Annotated in this window: 18 protein-coding genes and 1 pseudogene; 13 read left to right on the top strand and 6 right to left on the bottom strand. The window is 44.8% G+C overall.

The features are described from left to right. The first annotated feature begins 237 nt into the window (after positions 1-237). A complete protein-coding gene (locus AC27KT_RS12905) occupies positions 238-2,685 on the top strand; it encodes a zinc-dependent metalloprotease (RefSeq protein WP_487130551.1) in 2,448 nt (815 codons plus the stop codon). A gap of 187 nt (positions 2,686-2,872) precedes the next feature. Here the strand turns inward: AC27KT_RS12905 and AC27KT_RS12900 are convergent, their stop codons facing one another. Then, positions 2,873-3,946 carry a hypothetical protein gene (locus AC27KT_RS12900; protein ID WP_487130549.1) on the bottom strand — a complete coding sequence of 358 codons (1,074 nt, stop codon included), beginning with the start codon at positions 3,944-3,946 and terminating at the stop codon, positions 2,873-2,875. Positions 3,947-4,420: 474 nt separating this feature from the next. Here AC27KT_RS12900 and AC27KT_RS12895 point away from each other — a divergent pair, with 474 nt between their 5' ends. Then, positions 4,421-4,678 carry a type II toxin-antitoxin system prevent-host-death family antitoxin gene (locus tag AC27KT_RS12895; RefSeq protein WP_487130547.1) on the top strand — a complete coding sequence of 86 codons (258 nt, stop codon included), beginning with the start codon at positions 4,421-4,423 and terminating at the stop codon, positions 4,676-4,678. Next, a pseudogene (locus tag AC27KT_RS12890) lies at positions 4,666-4,962 on the top strand (type II toxin-antitoxin system RelE/ParE family toxin). Before AC27KT_RS12895 ends, AC27KT_RS12890 begins: the two are co-directional and overlap by 13 nt. A 192-nt stretch (positions 4,963-5,154) precedes the next feature. Here the strand turns inward: AC27KT_RS12890 and AC27KT_RS12885 are convergent. From AC27KT_RS12885 to AC27KT_RS12875, 3 genes are all read right to left on the bottom strand, one after another. Further along, entirely contained in the window at positions 5,155-5,442 is a 288-nt protein-coding gene (locus AC27KT_RS12885) for a hypothetical protein (RefSeq protein WP_487130545.1), read from the bottom strand. 199 nt (positions 5,443-5,641) lie between these two features. Beyond that, positions 5,642-6,760, bottom strand: a complete 1,119-nt coding sequence (locus tag AC27KT_RS12880) for a peptidase M14 (RefSeq protein WP_487130543.1) — start codon at positions 6,758-6,760, stop codon at positions 5,642-5,644. A 90-nt stretch (positions 6,761-6,850) separates the two neighbouring features. Further along, entirely contained in the window at positions 6,851-7,621 is a 771-nt protein-coding gene (locus AC27KT_RS12875) for a HesA/MoeB/ThiF family protein (protein WP_487130541.1), read from the bottom strand. Positions 7,622-7,745: 124 nt separating this feature from the next. Here AC27KT_RS12875 and moaB point away from each other — a divergent pair, with 124 nt between their 5' ends. From moaB to AC27KT_RS12840, 7 genes are all read left to right on the top strand, one after another. Continuing rightward, positions 7,746-8,252, top strand: a complete 507-nt coding sequence (moaB, locus tag AC27KT_RS12870) for a molybdenum cofactor biosynthesis protein B (RefSeq protein ID WP_487130539.1) — start codon at positions 7,746-7,748, stop codon at positions 8,250-8,252. Continuing rightward, a complete protein-coding gene (moaC, locus tag AC27KT_RS12865; protein WP_179983676.1) occupies positions 8,249-8,728 on the top strand; it encodes a cyclic pyranopterin monophosphate synthase MoaC in 480 nt (159 codons plus the stop codon). The genes moaB and moaC overlap by 4 nt, the downstream gene beginning before the upstream one ends. Positions 8,729-8,881: 153 nt before the next feature. Further along, positions 8,882-9,130 carry a MoaD/ThiS family protein gene (locus AC27KT_RS12860; RefSeq protein WP_487130536.1) on the top strand — a complete coding sequence of 83 codons (249 nt, stop codon included), beginning with the start codon at positions 8,882-8,884 and terminating at the stop codon, positions 9,128-9,130. A gap of 2 nt (positions 9,131-9,132) precedes the next feature. After that, the gene (locus AC27KT_RS12855) at positions 9,133-9,606 is read left to right on the top strand and encodes a molybdenum cofactor biosynthesis protein MoaE (RefSeq protein ID WP_487130534.1); all 474 of its coding nucleotides are present in this window, start codon (positions 9,133-9,135) and stop codon (positions 9,604-9,606) included. Further along, a complete protein-coding gene (gene modA, locus AC27KT_RS12850) occupies positions 9,588-10,838 on the top strand; it encodes a molybdate ABC transporter substrate-binding protein (RefSeq protein WP_487130532.1) in 1,251 nt (416 codons plus the stop codon). Before AC27KT_RS12855 ends, modA begins: the two co-directional genes overlap by 19 nt. Before the next feature lie 2 nt (positions 10,839-10,840). Continuing rightward, positions 10,841-11,536 (top strand): molybdate ABC transporter permease subunit, encoded by a 696-nt coding sequence (modB, locus tag AC27KT_RS12845; RefSeq protein WP_487130530.1) that lies wholly within the window; start codon positions 10,841-10,843, stop codon positions 11,534-11,536. A 1-nt stretch (position 11,537) separates the two neighbouring features. Further along, positions 11,538-12,809 (top strand): ATP-binding cassette domain-containing protein, encoded by a 1,272-nt coding sequence (locus AC27KT_RS12840; protein ID WP_487130528.1) that lies wholly within the window; start codon positions 11,538-11,540, stop codon positions 12,807-12,809. A 2-nt stretch (positions 12,810-12,811) separates the two neighbouring features. Here AC27KT_RS12840 and hemN read toward each other — a convergent pair whose 3' ends face one another. Continuing rightward, positions 12,812-14,185, bottom strand: a complete 1,374-nt coding sequence (gene hemN, locus AC27KT_RS12835) for an oxygen-independent coproporphyrinogen III oxidase (RefSeq protein ID WP_487130526.1) — start codon at positions 14,183-14,185, stop codon at positions 12,812-12,814. Positions 14,186-14,268: 83 nt separating this feature from the next. On the opposite strand from hemN, the gene AC27KT_RS12830 reads away from it, so the two are divergent. From AC27KT_RS12830 to AC27KT_RS12820, 3 genes are all read left to right on the top strand, one after another. Then, positions 14,269-15,084: an SGNH/GDSL hydrolase family protein gene (locus tag AC27KT_RS12830; RefSeq protein WP_487130524.1), complete on the top strand. Its 816-nt coding sequence runs from the start codon at positions 14,269-14,271 to the stop codon at positions 15,082-15,084. A gap of 82 nt (positions 15,085-15,166) precedes the next feature. Further along, entirely contained in the window at positions 15,167-15,844 is a 678-nt protein-coding gene (locus tag AC27KT_RS12825) for a DsbA family oxidoreductase (RefSeq protein ID WP_487130522.1), read from the top strand. Positions 15,845-15,871: 27 nt separating this feature from the next. Further along, entirely contained in the window at positions 15,872-16,864 is a 993-nt protein-coding gene (locus AC27KT_RS12820) for an XdhC family protein (protein WP_487130520.1), read from the top strand. On the opposite strand, the gene AC27KT_RS12815 is transcribed toward AC27KT_RS12820, so the two are convergent. Continuing rightward, complete coding sequence (locus tag AC27KT_RS12815) at positions 16,861-19,491, bottom strand: TonB-dependent receptor (protein ID WP_487130518.1); 2,631 nt, start codon at positions 19,489-19,491, stop codon at positions 16,861-16,863. The genes AC27KT_RS12820 and AC27KT_RS12815 overlap by 4 nt on opposite strands. Between the last annotated feature and the right edge of the window lie 71 nt (positions 19,492-19,562).

Here is a 19,562-nt window from a genome sequence, read left to right as displayed (position 1 = left end):
ATCAAATAATTTGTTGTCGCTTATGTTTTTGAATGTTTAAACGGCAATTGAGCAGAGTCAATGCCAGCTGTTTTATTCCATATAGTTGCGTTTTTAATGCATTACCTTCGGTAGGAAAAACCAAGCCCGTTCACAGCTAAACAACAAGCAAAAAGAGCGCATTAAACGATGAACTACCATGGGCAAAACCCACCACATAGGGTAGGCTAGAAATTCACAATAATAAGGACTAACTGCATGCTGCAATTGAACATTTTTCATAAAGCGGCGCGACAAGTAAAAGCATCGGCAAAATCGGCCATTGCGATTACGGTATTATTTGTCGTGTCTACGTCTTCCGCATTGGCTGCACTGCCAAGCATTGGTGAATTCACCAGCGACATGGCCAAAAAAGATGGTTTAATTCCTGTTTACTATGACCATGAAAGCGACAAAGTTTACTTGGCCGTGCCTACAATCGATGCCGAATATTTGTTCCAAAGCAGTTTGCCTTATGGTGTAGGGTCAAATGATATTGGCCTTGATCGCGGCCAGCTGGGCGATACGCGCTTGGTCAGCTTTGAAAAATTTGGCAACAAGATTTTATTAAAGCAGCACAACACCAAATACCGCGCGGCCCACGGCAGCGACGCTGAAAAGCAGAGTATTGATGAAGCTTTCGCAGATTCGGTTATTGCTGGTTTCACGCTGGTAGCTAACAGCGACGGAGCTAGCCTCATCGACTATACGCCTTTTCTGTTAAGCGATATTCACGGTATAGGAAACCGTATGGCACGCACCAATCAAGGTAGCTTCAGCGTTGATAAAATGCGCAGCGGTGTGTACTTACCTAAAACTAAAGGCTTTGAAAAGAATACTGAATTAGAAGCTTTAGTCACTTTTGCTGGTAAAAAGCCGGGCGAATACGTGCAGCAAGTTACACCCGACCCAGAGAGCGTGACCGTGCATTTACATCATTCGTTTGTGGCATTGCCTGACGATAACTACACGCCCAGAGAGTATCACCCATACTCAGGCTTCTGGAAGTTCAGCTACTTTGATTATTCAACGCCCATCAGCGAGCCTACCGAACAGCGTTTTATTACCCGCCATCGTTTAAACAAGAAAGCCCCGCATGCTGCAATGAGCGAAGCAGAAGAGCCTATTGTGTATTACCTAGACCCGGGTATTCCAGAGCCGGTAATGACCGCGCTCAAGGAAGGGGCGAGCTGGTGGAATCAAGCCTATGAAGCTGCAGGTTATAAAGACGCCTTTCAGGTGAAAGTATTGCCAGAGGGTGCAGACCCGATGGACGTGCGCTATAACGTAATCAATTGGGTACATCGCGCCACGCGCGGTTGGTCTTATGGTTCATCGGTTGTCGACCCGCGCACTGGTGAAATTATCAAAGGTCACGTTACGCTCGGCTCGTTGCGTGTAAGACAAGATTATTTAATTGCCCTAGGCCTAACCAGCCCGTTTAAAGAAGGTAATACCGACACCACTGTGCAGCAGGAAATGGCGCTAGATCGTATTAGGCAGCTTTCAGCGCATGAAGTAGGGCACACGTTAGGCATAGCACATAACTTTGCAGCAAGTGAAAACAACCGTGCGTCGGTGATGGATTATCCTCACCCTAAAATTAGCATTAAAAATGGAAAAATCAGCCTGGAAGGCGCTTATGACAAAGGCATAGGCGCATGGGATATACACGCCGTAGCATATGGTTACCAAGACTTTACCAGCGACGTAGAAGAAGCCGAAGCCTTAGCAAAAATTATTGTAAAAGGTCGCAACGAGGGCTTAAGCTTTAAGTCAGACCCAGATACCCGTAGTAGTCGTCATGCATCAGCAAACGGTCATATGTGGGAAAACGGTAGCAATCCGCTAGATGCCTTCGATGAAATTTCACAAGTGCGCGAACAGGCGTTAGCCAATTTAGGTTTAGACACCTTAAGCCCAAACAGTAGCTTGTCGTCTCTTGAAAATGCTTTAGTACCTATTTACTTGCTACATCGCTATCAGCTAGAAGCTGTAGCAAAGCAAGTCGGCGGCTTAGTGTATGAATACGAACGTAAAGGTGACTACACCCAAGCGCAGGGCCAACAGTTTGTAGCGCCTGCAGTGCAGCAACGCGCTATGCAGCAGTTAATAACGGCCACTACCGCTGATTACCTGACGATACCTGAATCGGTACTCGCCCTTATTCCACCGACAGCGTATGGCGACGATATTACTCGCGAGCACTTTAAGGGCAAAATGGGGTTAATGTTAGACCCTGTTTCTGCCGCTGCTTCAGCATCTAACTTTGCGTTTGAATTACTATTGCACCCAGAGCGCTTAAACCGCTTAGAGTGGCAGACAAGAAGCACAAAAGATAGACGTAAAAAAGTAGGCGTTTCTATGCTGGTGAAGCAAATACTTAACGTTCACTGGTATAAAAATAAGTCGCAAAGCCCACTAGCCAACCGCTTACAGCTAGTTGCATTAAATGCAGTGATGAAAGCGGTAACTAGCGACAAGCTGGCGCCTGAAGTAAGAATGGAAGCCGAACTTGCTCTTCTTGAATTCAGCGAATGGTTAGACGATGAAGCCGACGACAATCAGTATGAAATACTGAAAGAACAGTTCGATACTTATTGGGCTAGTAAGGCATGGCCAAGTACCTTTGAAGTAGAGCCGCTACCGCCAGGTTCGCCTATTTAATAGCAGGCGAAGGGGCAGCGTAGTGCAACGTTGATGAGTAGCTAGTGCCGCAGAATAATGCTGCGGCACAGCGTATTGTTATATCTATTGGGCTAGCTTTGCTACTGGCCCCCGTGCCAACACGCAAATATTGGCAGACAAAATTGAGCAAGACATTAATCTTTCAAAAGTGATACTCATATTTCGTCTATTTAGACCAAGTAATGAATCGATACTTACTCGTACCAAAGAGCAGATAATCTGACACTACTTCATCATGTACATACCCTGTGTGAGCTTGTAAATAATTAACCACACCATATTTATATACGCCAGGGAGTGGAACCTTGTAGGTTTTTCTCGCAACTGATATCGCAACATTGGCATATTGGCCTTTTAATTCGCCAACACTGCTCTCATCTATTGGGTAAGACAGAAGATCGTTAGGATCGCTAAACGCAATTACTCTCTTTTTTTGGTTAGCGTTTCTAGCATCAATAGTACCGTCATCTAAGATTGAGTGAAGTGTGTCATAATCGCTAGCCATTTTCTCGGACAACGTTTTCGGAGCTTTGTTTACCGAATCTCCGGTATTTAATAGAGCGATTTGGTTTGCCATCATATAAATCATATCGACACGATTATCTAGAACATGATCTCCATCCGCTTTCAGTTCATTGAGAACATCAATAAGGATCTTAGAGCCTAGACTAAAGGTGACAACAATGAGCTTTTCATTTTCATTAATCTGCTCTTTCAAATCTAAAACTTGGTTTCTAACCCTTTGTACTATCTGCTTTTTAGAACTGCCCGTATACATGACCACGTCAACAATTCCATCATTAAGCAGCCTATCTTTCGCGAGTTTCGTCGTTGCGGTTCTATTTGGAGTTAATACAGGGTCGTCATCGATATTCCTTAGTTTTCTCTTGGCTTGAGACGTGATGTCCAACCACCACAATACATTGAATCTTAGAGTTTGACCCTTGTAGATAAAGCTATCAAGAGAGTCATCATTATAGGGACTTTCTATTTTGAGTGCTGATCGCAAATCATTGATGACACGCGAGTAATCGCTAACGTTGTCGGTCGTGGAATAGCCCCCCATTCCATGTATGAAGATTATTCTTATGTCTCTGTTAGTTCCCTTAATTACGTCAACAATTCCATCGAATTCAATGTTTGCGGAGCTGCCAGCGTAAACTTCGTTTACTTTATTTGTTTTAATGATACAGCCCGAGAGAATGCAAGCTGTGAGCAGTAAAATGATAGCGTTTTTCATATTAGAGTCCTTTTGATTTGTTATCACAAAGAACTCTTTATTCAGTGGCACTGAAAAGCGGCAAAAAGACGTCATCCTTGTAAAATTTAAAATAGAACGGAAAACGTTCAATTACAACACTAGTAGCTAACAAAGACTACTTTCACAAAGAATTTGATTGAGAAAATAACGCTATTTACGTGTTTACCGCACACCCAGCCTCTGTGGGGGAAAAACTACCATGACTTCTAACCTAAAATGCCCGCTTTCTTTAAAACACTATGAACTAAAATTGATTGAAAAAAATTGAGTATGGGAACTATGGTTTAAAACTTCTGATAATGGTTTTGATGTATTCAATCAGCATGATGAGTTTGGCGATTGGTTTAATTTTAGTGGCGAAGATTGTGGTAAGTTCTTTTCAAATCTGCTTTCAGCGAATGAAATCTTGTGTGGTTATTGTTAAGTGATACATTTGAAAGCTGGAAGCGCATCGTGAAAGTAGAATTAGTTACTACATTGAAGAGACATGCCACAAAAATTCTGCAAGACCGGCGCTCTTCAAAAGAGCCTGTTTTGATTGCTGAACATGGTCAGCCATCGGCTTACTTAGTTGATGTTGATGATTATGAGATGATGCAAAAGCGCATGTCGATTCTGGAAGGTATTGCAAAAGGTGAGCAGGCAATAAGAAGTGATGACGTTTTAACTAACCGGCAGGCCAAAGAGAAAATGGATAAATGGCTGAAATAATATGCACAGAACCTACTCTAAATGACTTAGACAATATTGCTGAATACATAGTGGTATCTAATTTAGTTGCGGCAAAGAAACTGGTTAAATAAGTCTTCGCCAAAGTAGTTATTCTTTAGGAATATCCTAAATCAGTAAAGTCAGTTTCTGAATTACCATTTCTAAATTACCACAAGCTTTATGTGGAGCCCTGTCGAATTTTTTATAAATTTGAGGACAACAAAGCCTTTATTTTGCATGTAATGCGGCAAGGACAAGATCTTAGGCGCTTTTTATCAGATTAGCTTTGATTCATTTTAAGTACACTTGATGAATACAGCAGCTTTTATTGTTAATAGAATTAGCGACTAGGGCATCTTACAGCGTAATGCGGACATTTTTGAATCGAGTATTAAAGGTCCGCTTCAGACAGAAAGTTGACTTTCAACGGCGCAAAATGGCTGGTTAAAACGTACAAAGAAAGAAGGAAGCAGAGCCTAGATAAAGTAGGGCACTGTTGCAAATAGAGCTCCCGAAGTACCCAATACCCCATATAGCAACTGAAGCGTTGTGTATACAATAGGACTATCTTCTCGCGTCATTAAGCCGCCTGTAAAGAGCATCTTTTTACAAATTATTGAAATTAAGAATGGTATTAAAAAAACGAGACTTATAGCATAATTTGCCGCTGTCATTTCTATTTCATCCCAGCTGTCATAAAAGGCAATGAAAATTGAAAAACTCATTGTGAAAATTATTAGAATAACATTTTTATCTTTTTTCATTTTGCAACCATGATTTTTACAGTATTCTTCGATCCTAAGCGCTAATTAGAATCCAAAATACGCCTTCAGAAATAGGTAGATTCCGGCCAAAACACAAATAGAGCATCTCGTTTTTATCTATTTTCAAAGTACTTGTCTGTGTGCAATCTCAAGTCTATTACTTTTCACTCAGCGTAATACTCTTTTCTACTTAAAAAACCTATAACTCCCGATAATTAGTAAACACCTTGTACAACTGCGTTCCACTCAATACCGAAGCCGACGGGAAGTGCAGTATAGGGATCAAATCGCAAGGCGCTTCTAAGGTCCTGCTGCCGTTGTCGGTATCCAGATCGTCAATATTTAAAATTTGCGCCAGTGGTTCGCCTTTCTTCACCGTTTGGCCTGGTTTCGCCATGTACTCCACCATGCCGCCCCAGTTAGTAAACAGGGTTTTATAGTCTTTTAAATACACGCCTAAACGCTGCATTGCTTTCGGTTTAATATCGCATTCGTGCAATACACCTTTGGCGTTTAAGTAGCTAAGAATACTGGTGGCGTCTATATTACCTTCGTTAAAGTCGATCACTTCTTGGCTACCCATTTCTAGCGTGAAAGCCTCTACATTAAAGCTAATCTCGCGCTCTAAATTAGTTTTTATGCTTTCTTGCAGTGTCCACCACGGGCAGAACGTCGCTTCGTCTAGAGCACCTGCAAATACGTTAGGTATAAAAATACAGTGGGGAATGTTAAACAGCTTGGCGCTGTCTTTGGCGTACTCGGGAATATAAACGTGACGGGTAGACACCGGGCCGTTGTGGAGATCTAGTACGAAATCGGCGTTCACCGCCATTTGCTGTAGCTTTAGGTTAAGCTGCTGCGCTAGTCCTAGGCCCCATGGTTCAGCCAGTTTGTTGTCGATAGCGTTAGACAAGTGAGCACGAAAACGTTGTTTTATGCCTTCAATAGACTCTTCGCGAGTGACGGTTTTGGCGAAATGCTTAACTGCCTCTTTATCGAAAAAATAGCCGCGGTTCCAGTTCGTGCCGTTCACAGGGTCGAACCGGCCCAATGTGTATTCTCCGGCTTTGATATTAGTACCAATGGGATTACAGTTGGGCACTAGGATAATTTCACCGCAAATATCCATGTCTTTTAGACGCTGAATAAGATGGTAAATAACCACGTTACCTTGTACTTCTGCGCCGTGAATAGAACTTTGAATATACACAGTAGGGCCAGGGCGCGCGCCTTTCATACGATAAATTGGCACGTTCATATTACGTCCAGACGCGTTTTGCGCCACTACCATGTGTTTTTTCACTACTTGGGTTGTCATTTAAATCAACCTATTTTCTGTCTTGTTCTTTGTTTTAGTCTGTTGCTTTTAACCACGTTTTTAGAATTCATGCCGCAAATGCACCTAAACTTAACAAGCACATAGCTCGCAATCTACGCCTTTAGGTAACTTCCAGTTTCGCCACTCGTGCGACAGAGCATCAAACGTCATTAACGTGTTTTTAGGAATATTATCGAAATCCATCAATACTTGCATGGCTAGCATAGCTTGGTAAGTACCAACAATATTTACTACTGGCGAGAATATACCTGCCTCAACACAGCTTAAATCGGGTGATTCAAATAGCGTTCGTAAGCATGCATAGCAGCGGCTCTCACCGGGTATAGCTACGAAAAGCTGGCCTTCAAAGCGAATGGCTGCACCCGATACTAGCGGGGTATTTAGTTTAAAACACAGTAGGTTTATTAAATCTCGCGAGTCTGTATTGTCGGTGCAATCTAGCACAACGTCAGCACGCTCTATGGCTTGTTTTAATGCTGGTGACAGCTGAGTAGAGCTGGGCGCCCAAAACGGTTCTGCCATTACGGTAATGTCGCAGTCGCTGTTTATTGCAGTAAGCCGCGCTTTAGCCGCCTCTACTTTATTTGTGCCTACATCTTGTTCGCTAAACAAGGTTTGCCTTGGCAGGTTGGTGACCTCAACTGTGTCGTGGTCGATAAGTGTAAGAGAGCCCACGCCACTCGCGCAAAGGTTAGTAGCAGCCGCGGTGCCAAGCCCGCCAATACCAATGATACAAATATTGGCGTTTAGCAGCGCTTCTTGACCGTCTAGGTCCACTTTTGGAAGCACGATATGGCGGTTATAACGCATAGCCTGCTGATGAGTTAGGCTTTTAGACATAGTTTATGCCAACTTAGTTGTTGAATTCATGGCATGCACCCTTATAAAGTGATAACCAAATAGTATTTTGGCTGGTACTTTATCAAAAACCGCCAAAATGTCGCATATCAAATTAGGATTTCATATGTCAGTTGTCAGCCAACCCCTTAATATTGCCGTACTCACTATTTCAGATACGCGCACCCTCGAAAACGACAAGTCGGGAGACTACTTGAAAGAGGCGCTTACCTCGGTTGGCCATAACCTTTACGATCGCGATTTGGTGAAAGACGATATTTATCAGCAGCGCGCCGTGGTGTCGAAATGGATTGCCGATAAAAACATTCACGCTGTATTAATTACCGGTGGTACAGGTTTTACCCACCGTGACTCAACGCCAGAGGCCATCAGTGTATTGTTCGACAAAGAAGTCGACGGCTTTGGCGAGCTATTCCGTCAAATTAGCTATGAAGAGATTGGTACATCAACCATTCAGTCTCGCGCGGTTGCGGGCTTTGCTAATAATACGGTTATTTTCTGCTTACCAGGCTCAACAGGCGCGTGTCGTACGGCGTGGGAAAAAATTATTTCTAGCCAGCTAGATGTCGACTTTAGACCGTGTAATTTTGTGAAGCATTTGGTGGAAGCATGAGTACCTTTAGCCATTTAAACGCTGGTGGCGAAGCCAACATGGTAGATGTTAGCGACAAAGACGTTACCAAGCGAGAAGCCACAGCAGAAGGTTTTTTATACGTAAGCGAAGACGTTATTCGCCAAATCTCTGAAGCAAAAATTGCGAAAGGTGATGTATTTGCAGTTGCCCGTGTAGCGGGTATTCAAGGGGCGAAACGCTGCGCCGATCTTATTCCTCTTTGTCACCCATTGGCACTGTCAAAGGTGGATATAAACTTCGACATTCAGGCCGACCAAAACCGAATCCAAGCCACCTGCTATTGCAAGCTAAGCGGTAAAACCGGCGTTGAAATGGAAGCGCTCACGGGTGTAAATGTGGCGCTGTTAACCTTGTTTGATATGTGCAAAGCCATCGACCCTGGCATGCATATGGAAGGGGTACGGGTACTGGAGAAAAAAGGCGGTAAGACAGGCCACTGGCAGTCTGACACCTAGTTTTCACAAAGGCCAGTGAGCTAGAAAATGACGTGCATAAAGCGTACACGCACTCAAAAAGCAACGCACTTTAGGCTCAACCCATTTCAGAGGCTTGGCAAGATTAATTAGCGCGCACAAAGCGACCTTAACAACGTAGATAACAGGCAAAGCATGCAGGTAACGGTAAAAACATTCGCACAAACCCGAGAGATTACGGGAGAGGACAATATCGCGCTTCATATAAGCGAGAACAGCACTATTGAGACCGTGATATCGCAGCTTAAAACGCGTAGTGACAAGTGGGCATTAGCCTTAGAGGGCAGTGTGCTTACTGCCTGTAATCAAGAGCTCTGCGATCTTAAAACCGAACTTAGCGACGGCGATGAGCTGGCGCTATTTCCACCTGTGACAGGGGGCTAGCTATGTTCGCGCTAGTTCAAGTTGAAGATTTCGACCAAGGAGAGCTTTACGCTAGGCTAAAACAGTCGGCAGATGAGAAGGCCTGCGGCAACACCGGCGCGATTGTTACTTTTACTGGGCTTGTGCGAGACTTTAATAACGCTGGCGATATAGACGGCATCGAATTAGAGCATTACCCGAGCATGACTGAAAAAGCGTTAATGCTTCTGGTTGAACAAGCGAGCGAACGTTTTTCACTTAACAGTGCTGGCGCACTGCACAGAGTAGGGCGCATATACAATAACGAACAAATAGTATGGGTGGGTGCCGCCGCTCCCCATCGCCAAGCGGCGTTTGACGCTGCCTGCTACTTAATGGACATGCTTAAACAGTCGGTACCGCTTTGGAAAAAAGAATTTAAGGGCGATAAATCTGAATGGGTTGAGGCGAAAGCATCTGACGATAAAGCGGCACTTAAGTGGATGCGCAAAAAGTAATGCTCTTTTCTTTAGCAATGCAACTTTCAAGTTTTGTTAACTTGGCCATGCTTATTTTGGTAAGTGTTAGCGCAAGTGCAAGTGCAAGTGTAGTCCCAGATGTTACGTTTTTTTCCAGCTCTGCAGCACAAGCGGGTAGTTTTGAAGCGGCAAATGATAATGTAAATGAAGGGAGCGTTATTAGTGCCGAAAAACAAAACCAGTCAGTAAATTTCAAGCGCGACGAAAAAATTAACGTAGCCGTTGCGGCAAACTTTGCAAAACCGCTAAAGAGTATTGCCGAGCAGTTTACTGAGCTAACCGGCATAGAAGTCGCGGTAACGGTATCTTCAAGCGGTACTTTATATGCGCAAATTCAACATGGTGCTAGCTTCGACGTTTTTCTATCTGCAGATCGCGCTAGGCCGCAAGCGTTGGTTGATAATAACTTAGTGCACCACGGCAATTTGGTGGACTACGCTAAAGGCAAGCTGGCGTTTGTCTATGCTGGCGACTTATCAAGTCAGGCATTCAGTGAAATATCTAGTAAGACATCGAGTGAAAGAAGCTGCGAGCAAATCGCACGTACATCTACGAAAGACACCACTGTACAAATAAACGCTCAGCTTACCAATTGCTTGTCGAGGCAGCTTGTTCAATTAATGGAAAACCCTCAAAACAAGGTAGCTATCGCTAACCCTAAACTCGCTCCCTATGGTGATGCTGCGCAACAGACGCTGCAAAACTTATCCTTATGGCACCAGTTTTTACCTCACAGAGTGATGGGTAAGAACGTGCTGCAAACCTTGCAGTTTTATACCACCGGCAGCGTGAAAGGGGCGTTCGTTGCGTACTCATCGGCGTTAGATTTGCCCGCAAACTTATCTTCTAACTTGCCTTCTAATTTTAACAGTGCTGTGGATACCGAAAGCGCTGAGGCTATTACGGTTATCGTCCCAGTACCTGAAACCTTGTATCAACCCATCATTCAGTCGTTGGTAGTTAACAGTAAAACGGTAGCTACATTATCTCCGAATCTGTTCGAACCACTTCCAATCAAAAATGCGACAGCGCCAGTGGATGAGCCTATTCACAACGACAACGTTGAGCCAACCAGAGCATTTCGTTTGAGTGACGCTAGTGGGTTGTCATCACCCAGCCTTTTCGTACAATATTTAATGTCGCAAGGGGTACAGCACAGCTTAATTGAATGGGGCTATGAACCTACCATTGCATCGGGCGTCGGTAACTAAGTATGCTCACAGAATTCTTCGGGGCATCGACACTTGAAGCTATATTACTTACCTTAAAGCTGGCCTTTATAACCAGTGGCTTACTGTTGTTAATCGCGTTGCCGCTAGCGTGGTTTTTAGCGAACTGGCAGAGCAAAGCTAAGCCTTTGGTGATGTCGATACTCGCGTTGCCTTTGGTGTTACCGCCAACTGTGCTGGGGTTTTATTTGCTTATTGCTTTTTCGCCGCAAAGTGCGTTGGGGCAGGGATGGCAAAGCCTAACCGGGAGCAATTTAGCATTTAGCTTTGAAGGTTTGGTGTTGGGGTCTGTCATCTATTCCCTTCCATTTGCTCTGCAGCCTTTGTATAGCGGCTTTTCACAATTGGATAACCGTTATTTAGATGTGGCAAAAACGCTGGGGTTTTCGGCCTTTGAAGCTTTTATAAAAATAGTACTGCCTTTAAGCAAAGCGCCCATTGTAGTGGCATTAGGCTTAAGCTTTGCCCATACCATAGGCGAGTTTGGCGTAGTACTAATGATAGGAGGCAATATTCCAGGAGAAACTCAGGTGCTGTCTATCGCGCTATATGAACAGGTAGAAGCGCTGGAATATAGCAGTGCACACAACCTTGCGTTGGCCCTTTTGATTTTTTCATTCGTAATGCTCGCGGCGCTCTATCGTTTTAACGGTGTCACCCGTAGTGATGAGGCGCGTTAACATGCAAATATCTGCGCTACTACCAAATCGCATTAACGCACAAATTTCATTGCAGCCGCAAAGCCGATTCATTGGGGTTACCGGTCCATCAGGTGCGGGAAAAAGCAGCCTGTTTCGCGCCCTAGCTGGCGTAGAAAAAAGCGCAAAAGTGCAAACGCCGTGGACCTCTCAAAAGGTCGGCATCGTTTTTCAGCAGCCTATGTTATTTCCCCATACCGATGTGCGCGGTAATTTAGCCTTGGCGCAGCGTCACGCAAGCCCTAATGCAATGTCTATCGACGCGTGCTTGCGCGGCTGCTATTGCGAACATTTAATCGATAAGCCAGTTCAAGCGCTTTCTGGTGGTGAAGCGCAGCGGGTCGCGATTGCAAGAGCCTTGGTCAATGGGCCAGATGTGTTATTGCTAGATGAATCGTTAAGCGCAATTGATATCTTCACCCGACGCAAAATTTACCAGTTTTTGAACAATTTGTGTGTTTCGGGAAAGCTAATATGCTTTGTGATCTCTCACGATTTAGATGATCTTGCCTTGTTCAGCGATGAGTTGGTTTTTATTGATCAAGGCCGCACAGAGCTTTGTGGAAAAACGCGCGATGTATTGACTCAAGTATTCGCAAAAGAAGGATTTGCGACACCGTCTAGCGTACTTGAGGGATTTAAAGTTACTGCGCAAAGCGAAGCACACGACAGCAACCACTCACAAAACGCCGTTGGCAGCTACGAACACTGTAGCCAAACGCAACAAGATCAAAATGTTCTAACCTTACAAGGCAATGAGCAGTGCCAGTCGGAAAACGGAATTGAGCGCGTTGAGGTAGCGGGACAAGAGATATTCGTCACTGCAGAATCAGTGTCATATTTGCCTCAGCAAAATGATGAGCAAGTTTCTGTTCGTTTTGCAGTTAAAGCCTGTGATGTAAGCATCGATACCAATACTGCTGACTTTGGCAACGCCAGCACAATCAGTATTTTAAATGCGCTGCCATGTGTTATATCCCGTATCGAGCCAGTGGCTAACCCGCTTAGCTCTTTGAACGACCCTGAAAATAACGCTGACACAAAACGCACACCTACAAAACTCACACCTACAAAGCTCACACCTACAAAGCTACCGCCTGAAAAGCTACCGACGGCAAGCAGTGCGAAGGTGTTGTTAAAACTTGATGTACTAAACAGTAATCAAACCCTGTATGCCAGCATTAGCTGTATTTCTCTAACGCGCCTTAAACTTGCGGTGGGTATGCAGGTTATTGCACGATTTAAATTGCCTTAAATTTATATGGCTTTTGAATAGCTACAGAGTGTTTCACTTGTATTTAAGTAAGCGTCGAAACGTGCACAAATTGCACGAATGTATATGCGCGCTGAATTTGGCACTCGAATATATCTTGGGGTTACTTCTACAAGCCCATCTTGTTTCAGCTCCCCAAGGTTATGTAGCGCTGAAGCAAAGTATTCATCGAATATGATGTGATGCTTGTCAGCTATGGCCTGTTTATCTACCGCTAAATTACACATTAAGCTGGAAATTATGTCTCTGCGAATGAGATCATCTATCGTCAGCGAAAGTCCAACCTTGGAACAAGGCGAATTATTGTCTAACCGACCGTAATATTCTTTTAGATCCTTAGCATTCTGCGCATACGCATTACCTACTGTGCTAATGGCTGATACGCCGAACCCTATAAGGTCGGCGTCACCGCGCAAAGTGTACCCTTGAAAGTTACGGTGAAGCTCGCCTTTATTCTTCGCAATGGCTAAGGAATCTTTGCTTAAAGAAAAATGATCAAGACCAATCATTTCATAACCTATGTTTGTAAAGCTGTTAACGGCAAGCTTGTAAAGCGCTGCTTTTTCTTCACTGCTTGGTAGTATTTCTTCAGCAAATTTACGCTGTGCTGCAAACCTCTCGGGAAGGTGTGCATAGCTAAAAAGCGAAATACGATCTGGCATCATGGCTTTCGTGGCAGCGATGGTTGATGAGAATGTTTCAATTGACTGATTCGGCAAACCATAAATTAGATCTAAGTTGACTGAGTCGAAACCTAGCGACCGAGCCTCGAATACTAAATCTGCGATGTGAGACGTGCTCTGTACGCGATTTATGGTTTTCTGAACGTTGTAATCGGTATCTTGTAAACCAAAGCTAATGCGCGTGTAGCCGAGACATTTTAAGTTTTGAAGATAGCGTTTATCGATATTTCTGGGATCTAACTCAATTGACAGTTCAGCACCTGTTTCAAAGGTAAAGTGTTTCTTCAGCAGGTACATTAGATAAGTATGCTGAGTCTCGCTCAAAAAGCTGGGTGAACCGCCACCTAAGTGCAGAGAAACTACACGCCTGCCGTCTGTCAAATAACGCTTAGACAGGATTTCTTTTTCTATGTAATCTAAATATTCGTCCGCTTTTTCATTGTGACGGGTCACCAATTTATTACAGCCACAGTAGTAGCAAAGCGTTTTACAAAACGGAATGTGAACGTAAAGACTGACTACCGGAGCCTTAGAAACGGCAAGTGCTCTTGGGAGAATATCTTCTTGAAGTGGCTCAAACGCAAGTGCAGTGGGGTAAGAAGTATAGCGGGGCGCATTCAGCGCATATTTAGTAATGGTTGATACGGGGCGTTGCTTTACGGCTATTGTTGTCATCTTGGCTCTGCACTTACTCTAAGATATCTAGGCGCGAATTCAATTCGATGGTTAAAGCTTAATGGATTGCTTAGGAGGCTGATTTGATCTACTTCAAGGTTTTGGCATTAAACCTTGCCATTGTCGTACTTTTTCCAATCATTTTGCTTCAAGCATTGTGGGTGAGGAAAAAGACAGCTGTATTGCCAGAGCCCAACGGCGAGCGGGTATTTGCCTCAGCCGATAGTGATTTGCTACTAACTAATAACGTTTTGGTTGTAGGCGATTCTGCTGCCGCTGGCGTGGGTGCAACAACGCAGATGGGGGCACTCACAGGTCTGCTGTATTCAAAGCTTGTTAAGCACGGGCCAACGCGAGTGACGTTGCAGGCTAAAACTGGTTTTAAGAGTGAAGATGTGCTTAATCTTTTGCATGAAATGCCTGCCGAGCATTTTTCGTCGGCGCTCGTCTCTATTGGTGTTAATGACGTGACCAAATTTGTACCGATGAGACGTTGGCGACAAAACATCGATGCTATTAGTACACTTCTGTCAGATAAATTTGGGTGCGAAACAATATTGTTTACTGCATTACCGCCAATTCATTGCTTTCCAGCGCTTCCGCAACCTTTGCGTGCACTATTAGGTTACCGCGCGTGGCTATTAAACCAAGCTTTGGTTGATAGCGTAACAGCCCATGCTAACGCAGACCTATTGTATGTTAGTGCACTTAGTGTGAGCGGGACTAAAACAGATATCCAGCAAAGTGGTTTGATGGCAGAAGATGGCTTTCATCCCTCCACAAAAGGCTATGAAATGTGGGCACATTCAGCCCTTGAAAAACTGTCCACGCTTTACAGCACCACGATGGGCACGGCAAAAAAAGTCAAAGCAGAAACTGATGTAACTGCGACAAAATAATCGCTGTTGGGGGTTGAAGTTTCTTTTAGTAACCTTATCTAAGCCCTTATATATTCATGAATTCAACAAAGCGAGGCCTATCATGGCAGCAAATGAGCAAAGTGTACAAGGTGCGAGCGATATGCAGAGAGTCACAGTTAATATGGTATCTGACGTGGTGTGCCCGTGGTGTATTGTTGGGTACCAGCGTTTGCAAGAAGCCATTAAAACCCTTGATAACATTGAAGTGGATATTAAGTTTCACCCGTTCGAGTTAAACCCCAATATGCCAGAAGACGGGCAAAATCTTCGCGAGCACATAATGGAAAAATACGGCATTAGTGAGCAGCAAAGCGTGGAGAACCGAGCACGACTTGTACAAGCGGGTAAAGAGTTGGGTTTTGCATTTAATTTCACTGACGACTCTCGCATGCAGAACACGTTTAAGGCTCACCAACTTATTCACTTTGCAGCACAAAACGGCCTTGAAGAAGGAATGAAGCTTAGCTTGTTTAACGCTTACTTCACTGATGGTAAAGACGTGAACGATCTTGGTGTGCTAGTAGAATTGGCCGAGTCTGTGGGCCTCGACAAAACCGAAGCTGAAGCAGTAATTAAAACTGAAAAATACGCGCAAGTAGTTCGCGAGGAAGAAACCCTTTGGATGCAGCGCGGTATCCAAAGTGTACCTACTTTTGTGATCGGCAATCAGGGTGTGGCTGGTGCGCAAGAGCCTGCAACATTGGCTGCATTTATTGCCCAAGCAGCATCACAGCAATAAGCAGGTTGAACGGGTGTAGAGGTAGTTATGAGTAATCACGTTAACCATTTGTTGGCCCAGTGGCTTCCACTTAAAAACAAGCACAAATGGGTGCTAGGTTTCATTTTTAAAACCGAAGGCTCATGCTATCGCAAAGCCGGCGCTATGATGTTGTTTAGTGATGCAGGGCATCAGCTAGGTATATTAAGCGGCGGCTGCCTAGAAAGTGACATCGTTAAGAAAGCGCAGCGTGTAATGACAGACGGCGTTAGTCGTACCGCGGTTTACGACGATGAAGATGAAGAAGACATCGCGTTTAAACTAGGTGTAGGATGCGGCGGTGTGGTGCATCTAGCACTTGTACCTGTTAACGAGAGTAATCAGTATTTATCGTTGGATGTGGTTAGCAAAAGCTTATCAAACGGAAAAGCGTGTGAGTGGCACTGCGCCGTAGACGGTACTTTTGGTGATTGCACGGAAATGGAAGACCATTCTGCTAAACCTAGAAAAGCTGTGCTAGACACCGTTGATGGCAAGCGCACGTTGTTAGTTTTGATGCTGCCGCCTATCCACTTACTTGTTGTTGGAGGTGGGTACGACGCTACCTTTATGACCAAGCTTGCTAGTTTGCAGGGTTATTTAGTCAGTCTTTGGGATCCAAGGCCTGCACAAGCAAGACTTGAACACTTTCCCGAGGTAAATTACTTGATTGAAGATCCGTCTGCCGAAGGCTTACGTCTTCACATGGGCGAACACAACATTCAAGCGGCAGTGCTTATGTCCCATCATCGGGAAATTGATGCAAAGGCGCTGCAGGTGCTAAGCAAGCAGTCGTTAACCTATACGGCGATGCTTGGTCCGCTGCACCGTAAGCAGGAAATTATGGATTTAGCTGGGCTTGGAGATACCAACTTTACTCAGTATTTCGCAAGCCCCGCTGGCTTCGACATTGGTGGTGAGCTACCAGAGCATATAGCGCTGTCTGTTATTGCCCAGTGCCATGCGGTGTTTCATACCAAACCTACACATTTAAAGCGTTAGAAAGACTTTCTGAAGGTAACGCCAAAGCTTCTAGGTGCACCTGGGTAGGCCATGATCTTTCCGGTTTGTACGGGTACATCAAAGCCACTTCGTGCAACGTACTCTTCATCGAAAACGTTGCGCGACCACGCAATAATTTCGCTATCCCATTGTGGGATAGTGAAACTTACGCGAACGTTAAATAATGAAAAGTCGTCAGCGTACTTGTACGGGTCATTCGCATCATCAAGGAATACGTCTCCCGTGTATTGGTAATCAATACTGGCGGATGCAGGGTAATTCCCAACTTCGAAATAGTGATTCAGCATAAGAGATAGTGAGTTCTGCGGCTCGAAGCCTACGCGGTCTCCGTCTCTTGAACAGAACGGGTCGTTAGGCTCCACACGGCCCGGATCGTCAATGCCCGTGTGCCACGTGTACGCAACCCAACACGTACCGCGTGTAAACTCATCAAAGTTTGCCAATGTGCGCGATGCAACAGCGTGTAATTCGGTATTTTCAGTCATTAGCCAAGTTGCTTCAAGTTCTACACCTTTGACTATGATATCGCCCGCATTTTGCAGGTTGAACCCCGTTCCGGTAAAGGTCGTCGCCTGAAAGTCGCTAATTTGTGTATAGTGCGCCGCAGCATTTACGCGCACGCCGTATTCTTCAAAATCGTGTTTTATACCTATTTCAGCACTTCGCGATTTTTCAGCATCAAAAAGCGGGCTAAGCGAAGGTAAGATTCTGTCGGTATTCGTACCGCCAGCTTTGTAACCAGTCGCAAAACTAGCGTACGTTAGCGTGTTGTCATTAGGGTGATAAGCCAGTTTTACCGTGCCGGTTAACTGTGAATCATCAAGCTCTTCGTTTAAGTCAGGGCGCGGCATAACCGCTGCAGATCCCAAGAAAAAATATCCCCAGCCCGCTTGTTGAAATGGTGCGATAGCGTTGAGGGACTGTGCTGTAGGAGCTTGTCCCGCCGCTAACGCAGCAGCGATGTTTTGTAACCCAACTATAGCTCGACCTACATTAGGCCATTGCGCTGGGTCTTGAGTTAGTCCGTCAATACCAAGCCCTTGCTCATCGTAGGCTCCGACAATCGACTTTTCTTCGCGGGTATAGCGTATGCCCGTTGTTAATGTGAAATCACTGTTTAACAGCCAATCCAGCTGAGAAAATAAAGCAATGCTGTCCTGCTCTTGATTGGCGCTGTGTTCGAAAGCAGTACCGGATGGCGCGGGTGCTGCAGCAGGCGCAATAAAGCCTGATGTAACTGCAGATAGCTCGTTGATGGCGTTAGCCAAAGGCAGCAGATCGGGCGCAGCGGCATTAAAGAACGCACTAAAATCATCTTGCGTGGTAGTATCAAAGGTTAGATCTAAGTTTTGGCTGTAATAGTAAACACCTATTAACCCACGCACATCTTCACTGGTGTAATGTAATCTAATTTCTTGAGAAAACGATTGCTGCTTGGCGTCGTTAGTGGCAGTAAGAAGGTCCGCATCAGAAAAGTCGGTATCTACCGTATCTAAGCTATCAAACGCGCGGTACGCGCTTATGCTCACAAAATCCCATGCTTTGTTTAAAGCCACATCTACTTGAACTGATAGTCCTTTGTCTTCCATTTTTGAAAGGGGAGTTTGCGACAGCGAGGTTTTATAGTCATAAAAGTTATCGCGCCCGTAAATAGTTGCATTAAACGGCGGTTGTAGCAGCAGCGCATCAGTGCCGAATTTACCCGCTATGTCATTTGCCTGAATGTTGTTTTGAAAAGTTAGTGCGCCGCAGCACCGTTCATCTAGCTTGCCGTAATCAGCGATAAGCCGTACGCTAATGTCAGCTGTTGGAGTGTAAAGCAGCTGTGCTTTTATCGCAGAACGGTTACGGTTATTTAGGGTTTGTCCGCTGCGCTCGTCGGTAATGAAACCGTCACTGTGAGAACTAAAGCCAGATACTCGCATGGCGAGTACATCGTCGATAAGCGAAAACGACGAGCCAGCGCTTAAACGAACCAAGTTATCATTGCCGATGATGGCTTCGGCAAAGCCGTCGCGCTCGTCGTGTGAAGGTGCGACCGTAGTTAACGTCATTGCGCCAGCGGCGGTATTCTTTCCGAATAGTGTGCCCTGTGGCCCACGCAACACTTCAATAGATTCAATATCGACTAAGTCGTTAATTAACGCGTTTTGTCGTGCACGGTACACACCATCTACGTATAAACCCACCGAAGACTCGAAGCCGAAGTTTTGTGAAGACGTGCCAATGCCGCGTATTGAAAACCCTGAATTTGTTACGCTTTGATTTTGAAACGCGCCAAAAGCAGGTACGTAGTTTTGCAGGTCAAACACATCTCGGCTAACTGTTTCAACTAGGTCTTGACCTGAAAGCGCAGTGACCGCAACGGGCACATCTTGCAAGTTTTGACTGGTCTTTTGCGCCTGTACAACAATGTGTTCCAGCGCCTTTTTGTTATGCTGAGTAAATAGAGCATTCTCATCGGCGTGAGCGTGGGGAGCCAAAGCAAGTGTCGACGAGATAATAGAGGCAATAAACGGCGAACTACACAGGCAACGCGTAATGGCGTTTTGTGGTGTAGATATGCTTAAGCTATTACAAGACAAAGCGTGTGTAAGTGACTTCATTTTGGTTCTTATTATTTTTCAAAAGCGGGGGGCTTTAAACAAAATTAATCACGACAAGGTCGCGTCCAAAT

This window comes from Alteromonas sp. 5NW40-0090 (assembly GCF_057552975.1).
This window is presented reverse-complemented; position numbering and strand designations above follow the sequence as displayed.